At 32.6% G+C, this 17060-nt stretch carries 15 protein-coding genes and 3 pseudogenes; 11 read left to right on the top strand and 7 right to left on the bottom strand.

Annotated features, from left to right (window positions below; genetic code table 11):
• The first annotated feature begins 24 nt into the window (after nt 1–24).
• From ACZZZT_RS15000 to ACZZZT_RS15035, 8 genes are all read left to right on the top strand, one after another.
• Nucleotides 25–420 (top strand): DUF2853 family protein, encoded by a 396-nt coding sequence (locus ACZZZT_RS15000; RefSeq protein WP_463460988.1) that lies wholly within the window; start codon nt 25–27, stop codon nt 418–420.
• 127 nt (nt 421–547) lie between these two features.
• Nucleotides 548–1405 carry a CvfB family protein gene (locus tag ACZZZT_RS15005; RefSeq protein ID WP_463460989.1) on the top strand — a complete coding sequence of 286 codons (858 nt, stop codon included), beginning with the start codon at nt 548–550 and terminating at the stop codon, nt 1403–1405.
• Between the two features lie 906 nt (nt 1406–2311).
• Nucleotides 2312–3145 carry a 1,4-dihydroxy-2-naphthoyl-CoA synthase gene (locus ACZZZT_RS15010; protein ID WP_035681238.1) on the top strand — a complete coding sequence of 278 codons (834 nt, stop codon included), beginning with the start codon at nt 2312–2314 and terminating at the stop codon, nt 3143–3145.
• Between the two features lie 97 nt (nt 3146–3242).
• A complete protein-coding gene (menA, locus tag ACZZZT_RS15015) occupies nt 3243–4205 on the top strand; it encodes a 1,4-dihydroxy-2-naphthoate octaprenyltransferase (RefSeq protein ID WP_463460990.1) in 963 nt (320 codons plus the stop codon).
• A gap of 29 nt (nt 4206–4234) precedes the next feature.
• Nucleotides 4235–4912 (top strand): metal-dependent hydrolase, encoded by a 678-nt coding sequence (locus tag ACZZZT_RS15020; protein WP_073398244.1) that lies wholly within the window; start codon nt 4235–4237, stop codon nt 4910–4912.
• Between the two features lie 115 nt (nt 4913–5027).
• On the top strand, nt 5028–5537 hold the full coding sequence (locus ACZZZT_RS15025; protein WP_463460991.1) for a DUF2199 domain-containing protein: 510 nt from the start codon (nt 5028–5030) through the stop codon (nt 5535–5537).
• A gap of 41 nt (nt 5538–5578) precedes the next feature.
• Complete coding sequence (locus tag ACZZZT_RS15030; RefSeq protein ID WP_463460992.1) at nt 5579–6781, top strand: tetratricopeptide repeat protein; 1203 nt, start codon at nt 5579–5581, stop codon at nt 6779–6781.
• A 101-nt stretch (nt 6782–6882) separates the two neighbouring features.
• Nucleotides 6883–7929: an o-succinylbenzoate synthase gene (locus ACZZZT_RS15035; RefSeq protein ID WP_463460993.1), complete on the top strand. Its 1047-nt coding sequence runs from the start codon at nt 6883–6885 to the stop codon at nt 7927–7929.
• Nucleotides 7930–7978: 49 nt separating this feature from the next.
• Here the strand turns inward: ACZZZT_RS15035 and ACZZZT_RS15040 are convergent, their stop codons facing one another.
• Entirely contained in the window at nt 7979–8530 is a 552-nt protein-coding gene (locus ACZZZT_RS15040; RefSeq protein WP_463460994.1) for a hypothetical protein, read from the bottom strand.
• A gap of 19 nt (nt 8531–8549) precedes the next feature.
• A complete protein-coding gene (locus ACZZZT_RS15045; protein WP_463460995.1) occupies nt 8550–9458 on the bottom strand; it encodes an OmpA family protein in 909 nt (302 codons plus the stop codon).
• 195 nt (nt 9459–9653) lie between these two features.
• Here ACZZZT_RS15045 and ACZZZT_RS15050 point away from each other — a divergent pair, with 195 nt between their 5' ends.
• A complete protein-coding gene (locus ACZZZT_RS15050) occupies nt 9654–10127 on the top strand; it encodes a CYTH domain-containing protein (RefSeq protein WP_073398249.1) in 474 nt (157 codons plus the stop codon).
• Nucleotides 10128–10134: 7 nt separating this feature from the next.
• Nucleotides 10135–11099 (top strand): annotated as a pseudogene (locus tag ACZZZT_RS15055) (YpdA family putative bacillithiol disulfide reductase).
• Between the two features lie 144 nt (nt 11100–11243).
• Here ACZZZT_RS15055 and ACZZZT_RS15060 read toward each other — a convergent pair.
• Nucleotides 11244–12811 (bottom strand): annotated as a pseudogene (locus ACZZZT_RS15060) (protein adenylyltransferase SelO).
• 133 nt (nt 12812–12944) lie between these two features.
• A complete protein-coding gene (gene msrA / locus ACZZZT_RS15065; RefSeq protein ID WP_463460996.1) occupies nt 12945–13469 on the bottom strand; it encodes a peptide-methionine (S)-S-oxide reductase MsrA in 525 nt (174 codons plus the stop codon).
• A 181-nt stretch (nt 13470–13650) separates the two neighbouring features.
• Here msrA and ACZZZT_RS15070 point away from each other — a divergent pair.
• Nucleotides 13651–15137 (top strand): annotated as a pseudogene (locus ACZZZT_RS15070) (aminotransferase class V-fold PLP-dependent enzyme).
• A 395-nt stretch (nt 15138–15532) separates the two neighbouring features.
• Here ACZZZT_RS15070 and ACZZZT_RS15075 read toward each other — a convergent pair.
• The 3 genes from ACZZZT_RS15075 to ACZZZT_RS15085 are packed head-to-tail and all read right to left on the bottom strand — an operon-like array spanning nt 15533 to nt 17060.
• Nucleotides 15533–16003: a nuclear transport factor 2 family protein gene (locus ACZZZT_RS15075; protein ID WP_463460997.1), complete on the bottom strand. Its 471-nt coding sequence runs from the start codon at nt 16001–16003 to the stop codon at nt 15533–15535.
• A 48-nt stretch (nt 16004–16051) separates the two neighbouring features.
• Nucleotides 16052–16576: a hypothetical protein gene (locus ACZZZT_RS15080; protein ID WP_463460998.1), complete on the bottom strand. Its 525-nt coding sequence runs from the start codon at nt 16574–16576 to the stop codon at nt 16052–16054.
• Nucleotides 16577–16586: 10 nt separating this feature from the next.
• Nucleotides 16587–17060: a hypothetical protein gene (locus ACZZZT_RS15085; protein WP_463460999.1), complete on the bottom strand. Its 474-nt coding sequence runs from the start codon at nt 17058–17060 to the stop codon at nt 16587–16589.

The raw sequence follows: 17060 nt of genomic DNA on the forward strand, positions 1-17060 counted from the left end.
AATAACAATCAATAACTATTTATTATGAGTGCAAGAGAAGAATTAATTAAAAAGTATGCAGAAGATTTAAAGGAAAAATGTGGTGTAACGCCAAATATGGATTTATTGACTAAAGTAACAATAGGTTGCGGACCGTCTATATACAACTCAGACGCATCTACAGTTGCCGGAAGCCAACAATCAGAATTAGATACGGTTAAGAAAAATTTCTTAATAAAAAAATTAGGTTTACCAAACGGTCCTGAATTAGATACTGCAATTCATGCAGTTTTAGAAAAGTATGGCAAAGCAAACAAACATAAATACAGAGCAGTAGTTTATTATCTATTGACAGTACACTTCAAAAAGAAAGTGTTTACAAATAAATTAAAACGATTAAATACAAAAGCACCATTAATTTGGTGCTTTTTCTTTTTATAAAACAAAATTTATGAAGCAAATAACGCTTTTTCCTTTTTATCTGGAATATTTTTCTGTGAACCATTTTCAAACTTCGTACATTTGCGGCTTAGAAACTTAGTTGCTTATCAGCTTAGAAACTTAGAATATGATTGAAATAGGAAAATACAATACACTAACTATATTACGTGATACCAAAGTTGGTTTGTTTTTAGGGAATCCTGAAAAAGATCCCGAAGGAATTCACGACATTTTATTACCCAATAAATACGTTCCCAATGAATTTGAAATAGGCGAAGAACTTATTGTTTTTGTTTATTTAGACCATGAACAGCGTCCGGTTGCAACAACTCTGGAGCCTTATATATTATTGAATGAATTTGCTCTTTTGCGAGTAAATTATATCAATCAGGTTGGTGCTTTTATGGATTGGGGAATGGAAAAAGACATTCTGGTTCCGTTTAAAGAACAGGCGCGTCCAATGGAAAAAGGAAAACGTTACCTGGTTTACCTTTATATGGACGAAAAAACAAATCGTTTGGTAGCTTCAAGTAAATTGAACCAATTTTTGTCGAACGATCAGCTTACAGTTGAAAAAGGAGAAGAAGTTGATTTGATTGTTTCACATATTACCGAATTAGGAATAAATGTAATCATCAATGAGCAACATAAAGGTTTGTTATATAAAGATGAAGTGTATGACGACGCGATTAGAACCGGCGACAGAATGCGCGGATATATTAAAAACATTCGTCCTGACAATAAAATAGATGTTGCCTTGCAAGTGCAGGGATATCAAAGTATTGAGCCAAATGCAGAGAAAATTTTAGATGAATTGCGTGCCAACAGAGGCTTTTTACGTTTAAATGATAATTCTCATCCCGAAGATATTAAAACAGTCTTGAAAATGAGCAAAAAAACCTTTAAAAAGGCTGTAGGAGCTTTATATAAAGACAAACTCATCGAAATTAAAGAAGACGGGATTTATCTTGTAAAAGAAGAATAGATTCTTTAAAATTCCAAAAAAATAAAATTCCAAATTCCAATGTAGCATCGCATAATTGAAGCTTAAGATTAAAACGAAGTTCACATATAGCTTTGCGAACTTTTTTATAAAATCTTACAATAAAAAGCTTTTGCGAACTTTGCGGTTAAATTATCCGGTTTGCATTGGAATTTGGAATTTATTTTTTGGAATTTTAACCATTTATAACAAGAAAGGCTACTCATTACAAGTAGCCTTTCCCTTTTTATTCTAGTTTTAAAAAAATTGTAATTAAAAAAAAACAGAAATAAAATTATTCGAATCAATCATTAAGATAATGACTTTAAAAATTTTAGAAATCATCTTCGTGATTGGTATGTCTTTAAATAGCTTATAACATTCGCATCAAAAGCAAAAAATCAATTTCACGGCAGAACCATTTGGTTTGTTTGATATTTATATTTATAGAAAGTTCTTCAATTTTAATTAAGTCCCCATTATCGTAATCCTTGTTAGACAAATTGAGCAAACAATTCTATTTTTTAACCTTAGGTGTTACTATCTCTCCTTTGAGTTTTTACAAATGCATAAACCATTTGCCCATCAATTAAAGTCTTAGTATTCAAAACCCCAAAAAAATGAGCGACAAATTTTTTAAATTTTCTCAAAAAAATCATTTTTTAGGTTAATAAATCAGTGAAAGAAAATCAATCTGAAATCAATGAAATAAATGTATCTAATTGATTTCTAGGGCGTAAAATTACTTCTTTTTTTAAAACGAATGTTAAATAATGTTATTTTTTGTAAGTAAATACTATTTGTTAACATTCAGCCACAATTTAGTAAAGACTTAAAGTAAATTGAGTAGGTAAAAATGTAAAAATGGTTTATTTTTACACTATAATTATTTAAAAGATACAAATAGAAATGGATTGGATTACTGCCAGAGAATTTGAAGATATAACTTATAAAAAATGTAATGGAGTTGCAAGAATTGCTTTTAACAGACCAAATGTTAGAAATGCTTTTCGCCCAAAAACAACTTCAGAATTATACCAGGCTTTTTACGATGCACAAGAAGATACTTCGATTGGTGTAGTTTTGCTTTCTGCAGAAGGACCATCAACAAAAGATGGCGTTTATTCTTTTTGCAGCGGAGGGGATCAAAATGCGCGTGGACATCAGGGTTATGTTGGCGAAGATGGCCAGCACCGTTTAAATATCCTCGAAGTGCAGCGTTTAATTCGTTTTATGCCTAAAGTGGTTATTGCCGTTGTTCCTGGTTGGGCAGTTGGCGGCGGACATAGTTTACATGTGGTTTGCGACATGACTTTGGCTAGTAAAGAACATGCTATTTTTAAACAAACTGATGCTGATGTGACTAGTTTTGATGGTGGTTACGGATCTGCCTATCTGGCCAAAATGGTCGGACAGAAAAAAGCACGTGAGATTTTCTTTTTAGGAAGAAACTATTCTGCTCAGGAAGCAATGGATATGGGAATGGTAAATGCCGTAATTCCGCATGATGAGCTTGAAGATACTGCATATGAGTGGGCTCAGGAGATTCTTCAAAAATCACCAACTTCTATAAAAATGCTAAAATTTGCAATGAATTTAACCGATGACGGAATGGTTGGTCAGCAGGTATTTGCAGGGGAAGCAACACGTTTGGCCTATATGACCGAAGAAGCAAAAGAAGGTAGAAATGCGTTTTTAGAAAAAAGAAAACCAAATTTCGGAGAAAATAAATGGTTGCCATAAGAAGTTAAAAATTGTTTCAAGTTTCAGGTTTCAAGTTGCGAAATCCAAAACTTGAAACCTGAAACCTGAAACAAAAATTAAACAAAACAAATTATAAATGAAACATTGGATTGAAGCCGCCAGACTGCGCACATTGTCTTTATCAGTTTCCGGAATAATAGTAGGAAGTATTTATGCCCTATCAAACCCAACCGAAACTATCAATACACCAACTGAAGTTTTTAGCTGGAAAATTTTTGGTTTTTCACTTTTAACGACACTTGGTTTGCAGGTTTTATCCAATTTTGCAAATGATTATGGAGATGGTGTAAAAGGGACTGATAATGCTGACAGAGTTGGTCCGCAACGTGCCATACAAAGTGGAGTAATTACTCCGCAGGCAATGAAAAAAGCCATCATAATTACTTCGATATTGACCTTTTTATCAGCAATTATTTTAATATATTTTGCTTTTGGAGAAAGTAATTTCGGATATTCTATATTTTTTCTACTATTAGGAATTGCTGCAATTGCTTCTGCAATTCGTTACACAGTTGGTAATTCTGCTTACGGATACAAAGGTTTTGGAGATATTTTTGTTTTTGTATTCTTCGGACTTGTAAGTACTTTGGGAGTAAATTTTTTATATTCGAAAGAAGTAGATCCTATTTTAATTTTACCTGCAGTTTCAATTGGTTTATTAAGCGTTGGAGTTTTAAACCTCAATAATATGCGTGATGAAGAATCAGACAAAAAATCTGGAAAAAATACAATTGTAGTTCAAATGGGTGGAGCAAAAGCAAAAATTTATCATTTTGCTTTGATTATAACAGCTATGCTTTTGGTTGTGGTTTTTGCGATATTGAGTGATTATCGTTTTGATCAATATTTGTTTTTATTGGCTTATATACCTTTAACCAAACATTTAATTACTGTTTATAAAAACCAGAATCCTAAGTTATTAGATCCGGAATTAAAAAAACTCGCACTTAGTACATTCTTACTTTCTATATTATTAACGGTATGTATGATTTCGCTGATTTCAGACATCATCGTTAATCTCTTCTTAGGCGGAAGATAAAATAAAGTTCAATTTTAAAAACTCATCAAATGAAAATTACATTTTACGGACATGCTTCTTTAGGTATCGAAGTGGGAGGAAAACACATAATTGTTGATCCTTTTATTACAGGAAATCCACAAGCGGCAGCAATCGATATAAACACATTAAAAGCGGATTATATTTTATTAACGCATGCACATGGCGATCACGTTCTTGACGTTGAAGCTATTGCAAATCGTACCAATGCAGTAATTGTTTCTAATGCAGAAATCACAAGTTATTACGCAAAACAAGGGCTTAATGCACATCCGATGAATCACGGCGGAAGCTGGAATTTTGATTTCGGAAAAGTAAAATATGTAAACGCAATTCACTCAAGTTCTTTTCCTGACGGAAGTTACGGAGGAAATCCTGGTGGTTTCGTAATAGAAGGTGAACATAAAAACATATACATTGCCGGAGATACAGCGCTTACAATGGATATGAAACTGATTCCATTAAGAACAAAATTAGATTTGGCAATTCTTCCAATTGGAAATAATTTTACAATGGATGTTGAAGATGCCATAATTGCTTCTGATTTTGTAGAATGTGATAAAATCTTAGGTTATCATTTTGATACTTTTGGTTATATCGAAATCAACAAAGAAGAATCTATTCGCAAATTTTTCGATAAAGGAAAAGATTTAATGCTTTTAGAGATTGGAGAATCTATTGAATTGTAATTAATAACTGATTCCAAACTATTAGCTATGTTTTTTTGTGGTTCCCGAAATATCCGGGACCACAAAAGAACATGTTTTATCAAAGTTTAAAAAAGATTTTTTTCGTTAATCAAATATGGATAATATTAAATTTATTTGTGAATGCTGTGGGAAAGAACATGAGAGTTGGCCTGCACTAACCTATAATTCCCCTAGCAGTTTTTACAATCTTTCACCTCAGGAACAGGAAGAAATAGCTGTGATAGATCAGGATTTTTGTGTAATTAAATATCCGGATCATGTAGATCGATTTGTCAGATGTGTTCTTATTCAAAAAGTTAATGACCATTGTGAAGATCTTGAATATGGTTTTTGGGTTTCTTTAAGCGAAAAAAGTTTTAAAGATTATCTCGAAAATTTTGATAACGAAAATCATGAAACACAATATTTTGGATGGCTTTGCAATTATATTCCACAATATAAATTTTCAAATAGCGTTCCTACAACCGTTGTAACCAAAAGTGGTAATGACAGACCGGAAATTTTTCCTCATCAGGATTTTGACCATCCTTTTGTAAAAGATTATTATGAAGGAATTACAAAAGAAGAAGCTGAAAAAAGAATTCAGGGAATGCTAAAAAATTAGGCTTGAAATTTGCATGAAATATTTAAACTAAATTTTCTAAAATGAATTTAAAACAAATAGCCCTATTTCTTTTAATGACAGTTTCTTATAACTCTTTTGCACAAAAAGATGGTTATTGGGACAAAGAACGCGCCACGACAAAAGAAATTATTGTTTATGCACGTGACCGAATCACGCTGACAACTGAAGATTTACCTGTTGGAACAACCGAAATTGTGTACAGAATTACTCTTCTGGACGAAAACCAACAAATGGCAAATAGTTTAGTTTCAGTATTAAAAGCAATTCCGGATCCTACAGGAATAAGTCAGGGTTCTGCCGGAGCAGTTTTTTTAATGTCAAAAATTTCCGGAGACGATACTTGTACTTACGCATTATTTACTTCGGGTGAAAATGCAAAAAAATATATTGAAGACGGTAAAACAGACAAGGCTTGTTACGCTCAGGTTGATGCTGTAAGCAAAGATGCGAAAAGATTATCGCTAGATAAATCCTCTTGTTTGGGACAAAACGTAAACACAATATGGTTTGGTTTTCACAGTAAAAACTGGGTTTTAAATCAAAAAATAGTTTTGGAAGTTGTGCCGTGGGTGGATACAAAACTAAATCGAGGTTGGAATCAGGACAATAAAAACGAAATTATAAGCTTATGCAAAACATCTACAATGGCCCAAAAAATGGCCAATTCTGATGATTTTTGTGTTTGCATTATGGATAAAATAACAAAACAATATCGTTATTCAGAGTTTCAAAAGTTATTGCCAATCGAAAAAAACAAAGTTTATAAAGATTTTGGTAACGCTTGCTACAAAGATGCTGACATTTCAAAAAATGTTTATAATGATTTGAGAACTCAGGCTTCGGTTTTAATAAAGCAACAAAAATACAATGAAGCAATTCCTAAATTAAATACCATAATTAATGACGGAAAAGCAACTGCACTGGACTACAGTTCTATAGGCTATTGTTATATTTTGACTAAGCAATATGCAAAAGCCATAAAATCATTAAAAGAAGGTGAGAAGTTAGACGATACAGAACTATTAGTCAAATTAAACCTGGCGCATGTTTATTTGGTTAGTGATGATTATAGCGAAGCAAAAGCGATTTATAAAAAATATCAGACTCAAAATGTTACTGACAGTTTAAGCTGGACAGAAAAAACAAAATTGGATTTTGCCGCTTTCCAAAAAGCAGGTTTACCATCAAAAGATTTTGATAAAGTTTTAAAACTTTATAATTAAAAATTTTTCCATCATATAAGTTATATAAGTAAATTTAAGTTAGCCACTACGCAATATTTAAATGAACTTATATAACTTATATGGTTTAAAAACATACCAACTTGAAAGCAACTTACCACAAATACATGCTCGAATTCAAACGCCCGTCGGGAACGTCGCGTGGCATTATGACAGAAAAAGAAACCTGGTTTATTGTTCTTGAAAAAGACGGTAAAAAAGGAATAGGCGAGTGTGGTATTTTGCGCGGTTTAAGTGCTGATGATCGTGATGATTATGAAGAAAAACTAAATTGGGCATGCCAGAATGTTCATTTAGGAGAAACGGCACTTTGGGAAGCTTTATTAGAATTTCCGTCTATACAATTTGGAATTGAAATGGCTTTTTTATCCCTTAAAAGTGAAAATCCGTATTTATTATTTCCTTCAGATTTTACCAATACTACTCAATCAATTACCATAAACGGATTGGTTTGGATGGGAGAGGCTTCTTTCATGAAAGAGCAAATTGAAGAGAAATTAGCAGATGGTTTTAATTGTATAAAATTGAAAATTGGAGCAATCGATTTTCAGAAAGAGTTGGGATTATTACAGTTTATAAGAAGTCATTTTTCTGCAGAACAAATAGAAATTCGTGTTGATGCCAATGGAGCTTTTGCTTTAAATGAAGCTTTAAATAAATTAAATCAACTAAATCAATTTCAACTACATAGTATTGAACAGCCTATAAAAAAAGGCAATATTAAAGCGATGAAAGACTTGTGTGAAACAACACCTTTTCCAATTGCATTAGACGAAGAATTAATAGGCGTTTTTTCATTCGAAGAAAAAGAAAAATTACTGCAGGAAATTAAACCGCAATATATCATTCTAAAACCAAGTTTTGTTGGAGGTTTTAGAGGAACACAAGAATGGATAACATTAGCAGATAAATATAATATTGGTTGGTGGATTACATCAGCATTAGAAAGTAACATTGGGTTAAACGCCATTGCACAATGGACTTTTCTGCAAAATTCAAAAATGCCGCAAGGTTTAGGAACAGGCGCACTTTACAATAATAATATTGATTGCCCGCTTGAAGTTTCTAATGGTCAATTATGGTATAATAAGGCTAAAAACTGGGATTCTGGTTTTCTTGAGAAAGCATAAAAAAAACTGGCTTTTGACCAGTTTTTAAGGTTTAATCAATATTTGGTTTTTATTCTTTTCCTCCCATTAGGTTTTCCTGTAAATCTTTCAGATCCTGCCATTTCCCTTCATAGGCAAGTAAAGCTTGTTTTGCCCACGTACTAGGATTGTGAATCGCATAATTTTCTCCTCCTGCATCTAGAATTGCCTGTAGTTTTTCGGTAGATGCTTCTGATAATTCTTGCCATGTATTGATTCCGGCGGCATTCATAAGAGTTTCAATTTTTGGTCCGATTCCTTCTACAATTTTCAAATCATTCTCTTCTATTTTTTTATTGCAAACCGATGCCGCCAAATCCTGATCAAAAAGAAAAACCGGAGTTGTACTGGCTGCAAATGATTGAGTTGTTTGTGATGTGGATAGTTTTACCGCCAAATCGGCTTCCAGAGCTGAAATTCTGGTATTCAGGCTTTTTGTATGTGCTTTGCATGCATCCAAATCGGCTTGTAAATCAGCTGCAAGAGAACCATCTCCTTTTGAATTCATTTTCCCTAGTAAGTAACCTAAAATTCCACAGATTAATCCCACTAGCACAGGTATTAAAATACAAGGTATATTCATAATAGTATATTTTTGATTATTATTTGATCGTTATTACAGTTCTTCTGTTATTGGCTTTGCCTTCGGCAGTTGTATTTTCTCCAATTGGCTCATCAGGACCTTTCGATTCGGTTGTAATGCGTTCGGCATCAATTCCATTTTTTACCAGATAATTTTTAGAAAAATCAGCACGTTTTTGTCCCAAAATTACATTTGCATCACGGTTTCCAACATTATCAGAATGCCCCACAATTAAAACCGTAGCGTCTTTAACATTTTTCAGGTATTTCAAAATATCAGTTACTTTTTGTTTTTCAACCGCGTTTAAATTATCACTTGCTTTATTGGTGTTGAAATGTAGAATCAAAGGATCAGAATTGATTTTTTCTTTTAAAGTATTCCATTCATTATTAACAACCGTAGTGGTATCTAAAGCAGGAAAATTATATTCTACAGGACCAATAAGAGTATCAGAAATCATTTTCCAATTCTTAATAATTTCCCCTTTTGTATCAAACTGACTTGCCGTTAAACCTTTAGAAACAAAATAATTTTTAACCTCATTTGCTCTTGCGAGCCCGAGATTTTCAAAAGTGGAGTTGTTGGTTTCATCAGAAATAGCATAACCTGTAATTATTACTTTTTGTTTTGAATTTGAAGCTAAAAATGTTTTAAGATTTTCAATTCCAATTCCAATAGAATCACTAACGGGAGTGATTAATGCAGCACTGTTTTTAAGGAATTTAAGGTTATCACCGGTGCGAAAATCAATTCCGGAACCATTAAGAATAAAACGAACCATAGTAGTATCATTGGCGGCTACGGGTGTTTTTTCGACAGCAACAGTTGGCGTTTTCATACTGCAATTGCAACAAAATTTAAGGTATAAAAAAGTGCCTAAAATAATTGTTATAGCAATGCCTAATAGATAAAGTGCTTTTTTAGACATAGTAATGAAGTTTAGATCCTATCAAAATTAACAAAAAAATAAATACAAAATGCTTTAGTAATCAGTTATTTAAAATATAACATTCTATTTTTGAGATGATTACAGGATTAAATTGATTAGAATGTATTGATAAAATGCAATTTCAAACTGAATTAAAATGAGTAACTTGCAGTAAAAATTTAATTTGGAGTTAAAATGATTGAAATAGAAAGAAAGTTTCTTGTAAAATCAAATGATTTTAAAGAACAGGCTTTTACTCAAAATAAAATTGCACAAGGTTATTTGAGTTCACTTCCCGAAAGAACGGTGCGCGTGCGAATAAAGGGAGCTAAGGGATTTATTACAATAAAAGGAATTGGGCATCACGGTGGAATGTCGCGCTTTGAGTGGGAAAATGAAATTCCGCTTGATGAAGCGCTGGAACTCCTAAAATTATGCGAAAAAGGTAAAATCGAAAAGACACGTTTTGAAATAAAAGCCGGAAAACATGTTTTTGAAGTAGATGAATTTTATGGAGAAAATGAAGGTTTGGTAATGGCTGAAATTGAATTGGAATCAGAAACAGAATCTTTTGAAAAACCGGAGTGGCTTGGAGAAGAAGTTACTAATGATAAAAGATATTACAATGCTTATTTGAGCAAAAATCCCTTTAAAGATTGGGAAAAATAATAGATTTATGACAGAATACGATTTGATAATTGTTGGAGGCGGCCCAATTGGATTAGCCTGCGCAATTGAAGCTCAAAAGAAAAACTTACGTTATTTAATTATTGAAAAGGGTGCAATTGTAAATAGTATTTTCAATTATCCGTTGTACATGACTTTTTTTCAACGGCCGAGCGACTTGAAATTGGAAATATCCCTTTTAATTGCCTTGCACCAAAACCCGGTCGTCAGGAAGCTTTAGAATATTATCGAAACATTCATCGCTATTTTAATTTTTCCATTAATTTGTTTGAAGAAGTAATTAGTGTTGAAAAACAAGAGAATTCGGTTTTCAAAATAACTTCTGACAAAAAATCCTATGAAGCCAAGAATGTTGTTATCGCTACAGGTTTTTACGATATTCCGATAGAAATGAAAGTAAAAGGCGAGGAATTGTCCAAAGTTAGACATTATTATAAGGAAGCTCACGAATATGCTTTTAGAAATATTCTGGTTGTTGGCGCCAATAATTCATCTGTTGATGCTGCTTTAGAATGTTGGCGAAAAGGAGCTAATGTAACGATGGTGATTCGCAAAAATGAAATCAATAATCGTGTAAAATATTGGGTAAAACCAGATATCGAAAATCGAATTGATGAAGGAAGTATAAAAGCCTATTTTCAATCGAATATTACTGAAATCAGGAAAAATGAAGTTGAAATAGAAACTCCAAACGGTAAAGTTACTATTGAAAATGATTTTGTTCTTGCTTTAACGGGATATAAACCAGATTTGACTTTTCTTGAAAAAATGGGTATTCAGCTTTCTAATGATGAGCTAAAAATACCAACTTATAATCCCGAAACTATGGAAACAAATGTTGAAGGTTTATTTTTGGCAGGAGTAGTTTGCGGTGGAATGCAGACGCATAAATGGTTTATCGAAAACTCCCGCATTCATGCGAATATGATTGTGGATTATATTACTTCGAAGTAAAAAAAGTTACCACAGATTAAAAGATTCTAAGGATTATTTTTTCGCCATGAATTCACAAATTTGTTTGAAATATTAAACGCAATCATTCGTGAATTCGTGGCTATTTTTTAAATCTAAATCTTTTTAATCTGTGGCAAAAAACTTTTAAGAACTACAAGAAAGCATAGAACAACCCACTTTTGAGCGTGCCCAATCTGGTCGTTTTGCGAACCACTTTTCTAATTCCGGCTGTTCATCATATGGTTTTTGCAATAGCAAGTACAATTCATTTATCAACGAATAATCTTCCTGATCTGCAGCATCGATGGCCAATTGTGCCATATAATTTCGCAGTACATATTTTGGATTAATTGTATTCATTTTTTGTGCACGATCTTGATCAGATAATGTTTCACTGTTTAATCTTTCGAGGTAAACTGAAAACCATTTTTTCCAGGATTCTAAAATGTCTGCTGAAATTTCTTCAGGAATGTAAAAAGCATCCTGAATTTTTTCAATAGCATTTTCTACAGAATCTTCTTTTTTAATTTTATTTAAATTTCTAAAAAGATCGTCATATCAGTTTCAGATAATTGTAAAACAGTTTCTAAAGCGGTAACTAATTTATCGCCAGTTTCAGTTGAAGTAAAGATTCCTAATTTACTTAAAAACATTGTTTTATAATCAGATTCAAAATCATTTATGTATGTTTCTAAAATCTTTTCTAAAGGTTCTGCTTCATTGATTAAAGGATAAAGTGCATTAGCCAATTGATACAAATTCCATTGAGCAACCTGAGGCTGATTGCCAAAACGATATCTTCTGTTTTGACTATCAGTTGTATTTGGTGTCCAGTTTGGATCATAATTTTCTAGCCAGCCATACGGGCCGTAATCAATTGTGATTCCGTGAATTGACATATTATCGGTATTCATTACACCATGCACAAAACCAACACGCTGCCAATGCAAAATCATTTCACGGGTGGTATCTGCAACTTTTTTGAAAAATTGTAAATATTGTTCCTTTGGCTCGCCTGTAATTTCCGGAAAATAATGTTTGATATTATATTCAACAAATTGCTTTAAATTTTTAAGTTCATTTCGGGCTGTAAGCATTTCAAAACTTCCAAAACGAATAAAAGACGGAGCAACACGACAAACAATGGCACCTTTTTCGTAAGCAGGGTTTCCGTTGTATAATATATCACGCAAAACCTGATCTCCAGACAACATTAGCGATAGTGATCGGGTAGTGGGAACTCCCAAATAATGCATGGCTTCGGCACATAAATATTCTCTTATCGAAGAGCGTAAAACAGCCAAACCATCAGCGGTTCTGGAATATGGAGTTTTTCCTGCACCTTTTAACTGAAGGGTAAAAAACTCGTTATTATGTTCAACTTCAGTTAGATTAATCGCACGTCCATCACCCAATTGTCCAGCCCAGTTCCCGAATTGATGTCCGGCATAACACATGGCGTAAGGTTTTGTTTCCGGCAAAATTTCTTTTCCTGAAAATGCATTCAAAAAGGCTTCTGACAGAATTTCATCTACAGAAATTCCAACCAATTCAGCAACTTCTTCAGAGGCATGAATTAGTTTTGGTTCAGTAGGTTTTGTTGGATTTACGTATGAGAATAACGCATTTTTAACCTGGCGAATTTCATTTGTTTCATCCGGATCTGCGGGTAATTCATCTGTAAACCGATTATTTATTTTTAAATTTTTCATTTGCGTTTTTTTACCATTAAGAGATTAAGTTATATTAAGAGTATGACTTAATTTTTCTTAATTTCTTAATGGTTAATTCTAAAATTAAATGTTTTAATCATTTAATTTTTTTACAAAACTTTTATTTAGTCTGCTAATTGTTTAGCGTACATTTTTTTAGTTTTTGTATTTTCGGATCAATTACTATTTGGCAGTAACGTGCATCCTGATTGTTATTGTAATAATTTTGATGATCTTCTTCGGCTTCGTAAAAAACCTCAAATTCAACTAATTGCGATACAATTGGATCATCATAAAAGCCTTTTACTTCTTCAAAAACCTGTTCGGCAATTGCTTTTTGTTCTGCATCATGATACAAAATTACAGAACGGTATTGTGTACCAACATCTGCTCCCTGACGGTTCAATGTTGTTGGATCATGACTTGTCATAAATATAAAAATCAAATCATGATATGAAATTATGTCAGGATCAAATGTAACTTGTATGACTTCGGCATGACCGGTTCTGCCAGTACAAACTTCTCGATATGGCGGATTTTTAATAAATCCTCCTGAATATCCCGATTTTAAAGATTCTATTCCTTTTAAACGCTGAATCACAGCTTCTATACACCAAAAACATCCTCCACCAAAAGTGGCTACTGATAAATTTCCCATAAATGTTATAGTTAAAGTTTTATATGCCCTATTAATCCGATAGAATATTATGATAATTTATTCAAAAAAAGACTATTTAATTAAAGATACTAAAAGGTTATTTAATGTTTGAAGTTTATAATTGATAAATTCACAATTCTATAAAAAAGCAATATATTTGCAATCAAACTCAGGCAAAATAATGAATAGCAAAAATAATACCATCAGCTTAGAAACATATTTTCAGGATTTTAGAAAAAATATTGTTGGAATAAATCAGGAATTTATGTCTCCATACGGTAAAAAACAGATTATTTATACTGATTGGACTGCAAGTGGAAGATTATATCGCCCAATTGAAGAGAAACTTCTTAATGAATTCGGGCCTTTTGTAGCAAACACACATACAGAAACTACTGTGTCAGGTACTGCCATGACAAAAGCGTATCATCATGCCAGACATATTATCAAGCGTCATACTAATGCAAATCAGGATGATGTTTTGATTACGGATGGAACAGGAATGACGGGCGTTATCAATAAATTCCAGCGTATTCTGGGTTTAAAAATTCCAGAAAACTTAAAGGATTTTATTACAGTTCCTGCCGAAAAAAAACCTGTTGTTTTCATTTCACATATGGAGCATCATTCTAATCAAACATCATGGTTAGAGACAATTGCAGATGTTGAAATTATTCCTTCTTGCGAAAAAGGACTTTTTTGCCTGGATAATCTTGAGCAATTGTTAGAAAAATATACTGATAGAACAATTAAAATCGCTTCGATTACTTCATGCTCAAATGTTACAGGTTTGAAAACTCCTTTTCATGAAGCGGCAAAATTGATGCATAAACATAATGGAGTTTGTTTTGTAGATTTTGCCTGTTCAGGACCTTATGTAGAAATTGATATGCATCCTGCTGATCCTGAAGCTTATCTAGACGCGATTTTCTTTTCGCCACATAAATTTTTAGGTGGACCGGGAACTTCGGGTGTTTTGATTTTTAATAAAAAATTATACAATAACATGATTCCCGATTGTCCGGGTGGGGGAACTGTAAGCTGGACAAATCCATGGGGCGAACATAAATATGTTGACAATATTGAAGATCGTGAAGATGGCGGAACTCCGGGTTTCTTGCAGGTTATAAAAACTGCTTTGGCAATTGAGCTGAAGGAAGAAATGGGAATTGAAAACATTTTACAGCGTGAACATGAAATTGTTGATTATGTTTTTAGCGAATTAGGATCTGTTGAAAATATCAAAATTCTGGCTGGCCAACATAAAAATCGTTTGGGTGTTGTTTCTTTTTTTATTGAAAATTTACATTTTAATTTAGGTGTAAAATTATTGAATGACAAATTCGGAATTCAAACCAGAGGAGGATGCAGCTGTGCCGGAACTTACGGTCACTTTTTACTTCACGTAGATCAGGAAACTTCAAATAAATTGGTGAACGAAATTACGATTGGTGATTTGATCAAAAAACCGGGATGGATCAGAATGTCTATTCACCCAACTACTACTGATGAAGAAATTAAATTTGTTTGTGATAGCATAAAAGAATTGGCTGAAAACCATGAAACCTGGGCTTTAGATTATTCTTATGAAAAAATTCAAACGAATTTATCCATAAAAATGCAAATTCATTTGAAGATGAATTGGTAGAAAAGTGGTTTAAATCATAATTTTTTTGCAAAGATTTACCATAGAGACGCACAGTAGTGCGTGTACGTTTCAATTTACTATATTTAATTGACCAGAACAATGTGTTAGACGCACTGCTGTGCGTCTCTACGATATACGTTGCCAATAAAATATTGCGGTAAATATTTCGATAAATGTTGTGAAGATTTATAAATGAAATAATGTGTAGGGATTTTTTTAAAATAAATTTCTAATGAATTACAAAATTTCTAATCTAGCCCCGATAGAGCCGGTATCCTTTGAGAGGAACGAACAAAGATATAGGCGAAAGCGGGACAGGTAGTCTTGAAAATTTGATATTTCTGCTTCTAAAAAAACAAACCCGACAAGTTTTTCAAAACAAGTCGGGTTTTTATATTAAATAATATTATCAAAATTATTTTGCCTGCTGAAATTTTTTGAGTGATAATAAGGCTTGCTCTTTTACTTTATCCTGAAAAAAACCTGTCCAGCCCAGTAAAAGTCCTTTAATTCCGAAAGCTTGTTTTGACCATTTCCAAACATCAAAATTATCTGTGTGTTTAATAATCAAACCATCTTGAAAAATAAATTCGGCAGAAATTTTATTAATAACATTTCGGTTGGTTTTACTAAAATTGTAAGTTGCAACCCAATTTGCCGATCCTGTAAAATCATCAGCCTTAACATTTGAGAACTCAATTTTTAAATTGCCTTTACTTTTTAAAAGTAACATTTGCCACATGGAAGAAACCTGCTCTTCTTTTAGTAAGCCAAAAGCGGGGTCAATGAAATGAATTTTTGGATGATAGCATTCACTCATTGTTTTATAATCGGCGTTGGCAAAAGCTGTGTAGAATTTGGTGATTAAGTTTTCGTTTGGGTTCATAAAATTCATTTAGGGCATAAATATAAGATTTATTAGAAGAAAAAATCTTTATAAAACGCTAATTTCTTTTGCTGTATTGAATGTTTTTTTTGATTGGTCGAAAGCTGTAGAAAAATAATTGGTTTTGTTTACCGCTGTAAAATATCCGGTTTGATTGCCAAAGGTATTTGAGTTTCCGGTAATGATAAACCTAATTCCTTTTATATCAGTATTTTTAAGCTTGTTCATTTCTGCCGGTGTAAAATAATAATAGGAAATCGTTTTGCCATCGGCATATTCTTTTACATTTTTGTCAACACAGGCTATTACATCGGCGTTTGCCAAATCTACATAAACTCCTCCGGCAATTCGGGCCTTGTCGTTTGCTGTAGCAATTGTTAATTTTAAAATTCCTCCTTTTTCTGTTTTTGCAATCTGAACATTGGCTTCTCCGGTGTAGGCGTATTTTTCGCAGATAAAAGTATAATTTTGTGTTGCCGAAAAAGGTTTAGAGCCATTTACAATCATGGTTTCCTGAGCATTGACCAAAGTCGAAAGAAACAATAACACAAAAAGAGGGAATTTTAAATTCATAAGTTAATTTTTAGTCTGTTATTTGAGATTCGAATTTTTCATCCCAATCCATTGATTTTATAGCAGAAACTAAATTATCTTCATTTACAAAAACACGCAATTCTTTGTTTGCCACTTTTTTGGTGTATAATGCATGATAGCGATAAATTGTTTCTTGTTTTGTTTTGTAAACACCATCCAATTTCAAATCAATAAAACTGCCATAATATTGTCGAAACTTTTGGCAGGTTTTTGTCAAACGTTCTTCTGTCGTGTTTTCCATTACAGATTGTGTGACTTCGGTTTCGTTAAAAGGTTTAAATTTTGATGTGTTGCAGGTTTCTAAAACCCGTTTACCCAAATCATACGCTTTTTGTTGCTGTGCCGAACTAATTTCAGCCGAAACAACTTTTTTAATTTTTAAATCTTCGGTGTCTCTGCTTATGGTTTTCGATTTACAACCAATTAGCAATAACAAACATATAATCAATCCTGCTTTCTTCAT

It is taken from the genome of Flavobacterium sp. AC274, from assembly GCF_979258275.1.